Annotated in this window: 3 protein-coding genes; all 3 read left to right on the top strand. The window is 34.8% G+C overall.

Features of this window, described 5'->3' with window-relative positions:
* Positions 1-376 (top strand): Uma2 family endonuclease (locus PX482_RS14050; RefSeq protein WP_288095654.1); only part of this gene is annotated, 376 nt, incomplete at its 5' end.
* 35 nt (positions 377-411) lie between these two features.
* Positions 412-1,050, top strand: coding sequence for a S1 family peptidase (locus PX482_RS14045; RefSeq protein WP_288095653.1), 639 nt, complete (start codon positions 412-414; stop codon positions 1,048-1,050).
* A 207-nt stretch (positions 1,051-1,257) separates the two neighbouring features.
* Positions 1,258-5,184, top strand: coding sequence for a HEAT repeat domain-containing protein (locus PX482_RS14040; RefSeq protein WP_288095652.1), 3,927 nt, complete (start codon positions 1,258-1,260; stop codon positions 5,182-5,184).
* Positions 5,185-5,422 lie beyond the last annotated feature (238 nt).

The following is a 5,422-nucleotide window of genomic DNA, read 5'->3' as shown; positions in this document are numbered from 1 at the left end:
GTTATGGATGCCAAGATATCGCTTTTATACTTATCCTGATGTCATGGTGATTAAAGACAAACCATTATATGAAGGAAAAGGCACAAACACTGTAACTAATGCGTTAATCATTGTCGAGGTTTTATCGAAATCAACTAGAGATTATGACCGTACTGATAAGTTTAAGTTTTATCGCTCAATTCCTGAGTTTAAAGAATATATTTTGATTGATCAATACCGTTATTATGTTGAACAATTTTATCAACAAAATAATGGGGAGTGGTTGTTTAAAGCATCTGAATCAGACAAGGATACTTTAAGGTTTAATTCTGTGGATTTTCAAATGTCATTGCTGGATATTTATCAACGCATTGATTTTAATTTAACTGAAGAATAATGACTAAATCCAATCTCGACTATCTACAAGAATCAATGGTTAAAATCCTCAATGAAAAAGGGGATACGGTGGGTTCTGGGTTTATTATTCGAGAAGATGGTTATCTCATTACCTGTCATCACGTTATCTATCTTTTACCCTCTTTAAAAGTAAATTATCAAGGGAAAGAATACGCATCTCAATGGTGTCAAGAATATTCTAATCCAGAAGTTGATATTGCTATTCTTAAGATTAAGATTGAGAATGCTAAACCTGTGAAGATTGTTAATTTTCAAGCTGGGTTAAATTGCGTCACAGTTTATGGATTTCCTAGAGAAAAAGAGAAGAATTTTCCAGAAGGATTTGATGTGAATGCCGATAAAATTACTGTCAGTGCGCCTTTAAATCTGCTTTCGACTTATCCTAATAATAAGATTGAATATAAGAATCCTTGGAATAAATTACCTGATAAATCTTCTAATTTTCTGACTCACAGAATTAATGCTAAGGTTGATAGGGGTACAAGCGGAGGTGCTGTTTTTTCGGAAGAATTAGGAGGAGTTTTAGGGGTTATTCAATCGAGTAAAACTGATGAAAGTTATGTGATTCGGTGGGATAATATTTTAGATATTTTAGATAAACTGGGGTTAGAACCTACCAAAAATGCTGTTTGTCGATTTTTAGAAAAAATTTAAGATGAATTTCAATATCTTCAATTCTTTCATACTCGTCAAAAAATCTCGTTATTAAAGCAATATATTCCTATTGAAGTTACTTTAGAAAGACGCTATAACCATGAGATTGAAACATGGCAAGCTTATACAGGTGATGAGGGAACATTAAAGAAAATCTATGCCTTAAAAGGGTTTACTGAGGAACAGCAACGGGAAGAAAGTAAAAAAGTGCAAGTTGATTGGGAAGAAGCCAAGGATAAACACAATAAAATGATGATTCTTGCTGATCCTGGAATGGGTAAATCAACTCTTTTAAGGATGGAAGCATTAAAAATTGCTAGGGAAGAATTAGGGAAGTTAGGTGTTAATACTCCTCAACCCTTCTTAAACAATCGGGAGAAGGTTAAGGTTAAGGATGTGATTCTTCCTTTGTATTTTCGGCTATCTGAGTTAGCAAATAAATTGGCAGAAAAAAATGATGACATTACTAATATAATACCTCAGTTAATTGATAAAAATTTTCAGATTGAGTCTATTGTCAAAGAAAAGCTAGAACAGGGAAAATGTGTCTTATTTTTAGATGCTTTAGACGAAGTTTCTTCTATACAACTACATAAGCTAAATACAAAACTTGAGAATTTTTTAGATAATTCTCCTTGTAAAATTTATCTAACTTCTCGCATTGTGGGTTATGGTGGCAAATTTTCAGGGGAAGTCAAAGAGGTAGAAATTGTTCCCTTTACTGATCAAAAGACAGCCGAATATATCAAAACCTGGTTTGTTAATGCGGAAGGTTATTTAGAGAATGATTTGGTATCAGCGGACGGTTTAATTGAGGAGTTGAAAAATAAACCGCAAATTCAGGGTTTAGCACAAAATCCTTTATTACTTTCTTTGATTTGTAGTCTCTATCAAACTCAAAATTTAATTCTGCCAGCAAAACGCAATGAAGTATATAAACAAGCAGTTGATTATATGCTGCGTGATTGGGTAGAAAATAGAAAGCTGGTATCAGTATCAGGCGGAAAGCGGATAGCGAAGATCAGATTATTAGAGATTGTGGCTTATGAGTTATCTTGTCGAGAAGAAGAAATTTTTATTTTTCAAGAAGAAGACTTTTTTAATGTTTTAGAAAGATATTTACGTCATGAAGAAGTATCAACAATTTTCCAGCAATCAAATAGTGATGAATTGATGATAGAGTTGTGCGAAGAAGATGGGATTATTCAAAAGTTTCATGAAAAAGGAGATCAATATCTATTTTTACATCGGACTTTCCAGGAGTATTTTACTGCTTGTTATCTTCATCAACGAATCAAGAAAAATCAAGAGGATGGAATTGCGTTAGTCAAGGCGCATTTCTGGGATCATGATTGGCATGAGACGATTATTTTGTTAGCCGGGATGATGTCTGATGCTAGTCTTTTGTTAGAAGCAATTTTACAGGAAAAAGATGATATTTTTGCGACTTTATTGATACTGGCTAGTAACTGTCTGGCGGAAAGTAAAAATATTCAAGATTCTCTGATTAATCAGATAGTCGATAAGCTTTATAAGGTGTGGCAGTGTGATTTTAGTTTAGAGTATATCAACAAGACAATGGTGACATTAGGGAAGACTTTTCCCGTGATGAGAAGACGATTAGAAAACGCACTTAAGGATTTACCTTGGTATGTCAGAGATAGTAAATTTAATGCAGCAGAATTGTTAGGTAAAATCGGCAATCCTGAATCGATATCCGCTTTAAGTGCAGCATTGGATGATTCAGAAAACAGAATTAAAGGTTATGCAGAAGACGATATAAAAGAAATAAAGAGAGAACGTAAACCTATACTAGATTTTGAATTAGATTTGTATAAAGAAAAACCATTCAGAGGTTGGGCATTAAAAGCATTAGGAGAAATTGGCAATCCCAAAGCATTACCAACTATTATTCGGGCGTTCAATTATTCAGATTGGTTTAGAGATAATGCTGCAATAATTTTAGGAAAAATTAACAAAAAGCAATCTTTAGCTTTACCCTCTTTAATTTCAACACTATCTGATTCTGAAAAAAGTGTCAAATTTTGGGGAGTGAAAGCTCTAGGTGAAATTGGTATTGGTAATTCGGAAACAATACAAGCTTTGATTACAGCACTTAATGATGTGAAAACTAGAAACAATGCAGTAGAAGCGTTAGGCAAAATTAACAATTCAGCAGTAGTGTCAGCTTTAATCGAGACAATTAAAAATTCAGATGGGGATTTCAGAAGTTATGCAGCAGTAGCTTTAAGTAAGATTACTAATCCAGATGCAGTACCAGTGTTAATAGAAGCAGTGAATCATTCAGCTTTTCATGTTTATATTAGATACTTTGCGGCAGAAGCTTTAGGTAATATTGGCAACCCAGAAGCCGTGTCTGCTTTAATTGCGGTGCTGAATGATTCAGAAATAAATGATATATATTATGCAGCAGATGAACTTGTCAGAAATAAGGCAGTAGAAGCATTAAGTAAAATTGGAACTCCAGAAGCGGTGTCAGGTTTAATTGAGGCACTTAATCATCCCTATCAGAAAGTCAGAGGTAAAGCGGCGGAAGCTTTATTAAATATTGGCACTGAGAAAGCCTACTTAGGTTTAATGACAGCACTTAATCATTTAGATGAAAATGTTAGGAAATATGCGGTAGAAGCGTTAGTAAAAATTAACAACATTGGCAGCACAGCAGCGATGCCTATTTTAATCGAGGCACTAAATAATCCTTATCAGGAAGTTAGAAGCTATGCAACGATGATTTTTGCACATTTTCCTTTGGCGTTGGTGGTTAATCCAGAATCTAGACAAGCTTTTATTGTTGCGTCGCTTAATGATTCAGATAAGACTGGTAGAGACTGTGTAGAAACCGCTTTAAGCTTGCTTCTTAATCCAGAAGAAGTATTAGCTTTAATGACAGCACTAAGCAATTCAGGTGAGACTATCAGAAGCAAAGCTATAGAATCTTTGGGCGAAATATTAGACAAAATTGGCAACCCAGAAACGATACCAGGTTTAAGTATGGCACTAGAGGATTCCAATAATCTTCTCAGATATTATTCAGCAATATTGTTAACAGTTTATTTAAAAGGAAAAGGTAATCCAGAAGCTTTACCAATTTTAATCAAGGCACTTAATCATTCAGATGAGTATGTTAGACGCATGGCTGTAGGTGCTTTAGATGATAGCGACAATCCAGAAGTAGTGTCAGCTTTAATTATGATGCTAAATGATTCGGATTATGAAGTTAGAAGCACGGCAGCAATGGTTTTAGGTAATATCGGTAATCCGACAGCGATACCAGCCTTAATTGAAGCTTTGAATGATGTAAATAAATATGTCAGATTTGTGTCAGCAGATGCTCTAAGCAAAATGGGCAATTTAGAAGTGATACCAACTTTAATTGAGGGGTTAAATGATTCAGAAGAGAATATCAGAGTCTTCGCGGTAACAGCTTTAAGCAAGATAAACAATCCTATAGTGATACCAGTTTCAATTGAAGCACTGAATAATTCCGATAAGAATGTCAGAGCGTTAGCTGCACAAACTTTAGGAAATATTGGCAACTCGGAAGCAATACCAGCTTTAATTAAGGCACTAAATGATGAAGATGATCAGGTTCAATACATTGCTGCACTAGCTTTAAGCAAAATGGGCAATTCAGAAACAATATCAGCTTTAATCGATGTAATAAAGTATTCAGAGCATGATGCCAGATGGTATGCAAAAACAGCTTTAATTGATATTGGTAACTCAGAAGTAGTGTCAGCTTTAATTGAGTTGCTGAATCATTCAGATTGGGGTGTCAGAGGTTTTGCGGCACAAGCGTTAGGTGAGATAGGCAACCCAGAAGCAGTAACAGCTTTAACTGAAGCACTGACAGAGGCAGATGATTATGTTTTAGAATTCGTAGCAGAAGCATTAGAAAAGATGGGCGACTTAAGAACCTTGAAACAAATTATTTATCGTTGGGATATTGATATTTATGAATCTAATATTTTTCTGCTTGCGAGAAAACTTGCCATCCGCTATCGCAAAACTAAAAACTCAGTTATTCCAGTTTATCGTCAGCGATTTAGATTTCTAGTGAAGCGCATTAGAGGAATTATTGTGATGGTAATCTCATCATTAAGAGACAAATAAAATCGTGACTATTGCAGACTCGCAATTCGCGCACAGAAAGCCAAGCCGAAACCTGACTTGATGGTTTATCCTGAAAGAATGGAGAAGACGATAAAACACTTGAGTAAAAAGATACGGTTCTTCGGTTTGTCTTATGCAATGGACGGGGGTTATAAGGAATGAAACCCTTATAGAGACAGACATTGCTGCGATTTTTATCAATTGTTGGCTCTTCTGGTTTTCGTGTGTTAATTTTTGT

This window comes from Microcystis sp. M53602_WE12, from assembly GCF_030065455.1.
Taxonomy (GTDB): Bacteria; Cyanobacteriota; Cyanobacteriia; order Cyanobacteriales; family Microcystaceae; genus Microcystis; species Microcystis aeruginosa.
The sequence above is the reverse complement of the archived record's forward strand: the minus strand, read 5'-3'. Positions and strand labels throughout refer to the sequence as shown.

Bases quoted from the DNA above. Each gene is read 5' to 3' on its own strand.
- PX482_RS14045 (WP_288095653.1), top strand. From the start codon at position 412: ATGGTTAAAATCCTCAATGAAAAAGGGGATACGGTGGGTTCTGGGTTT.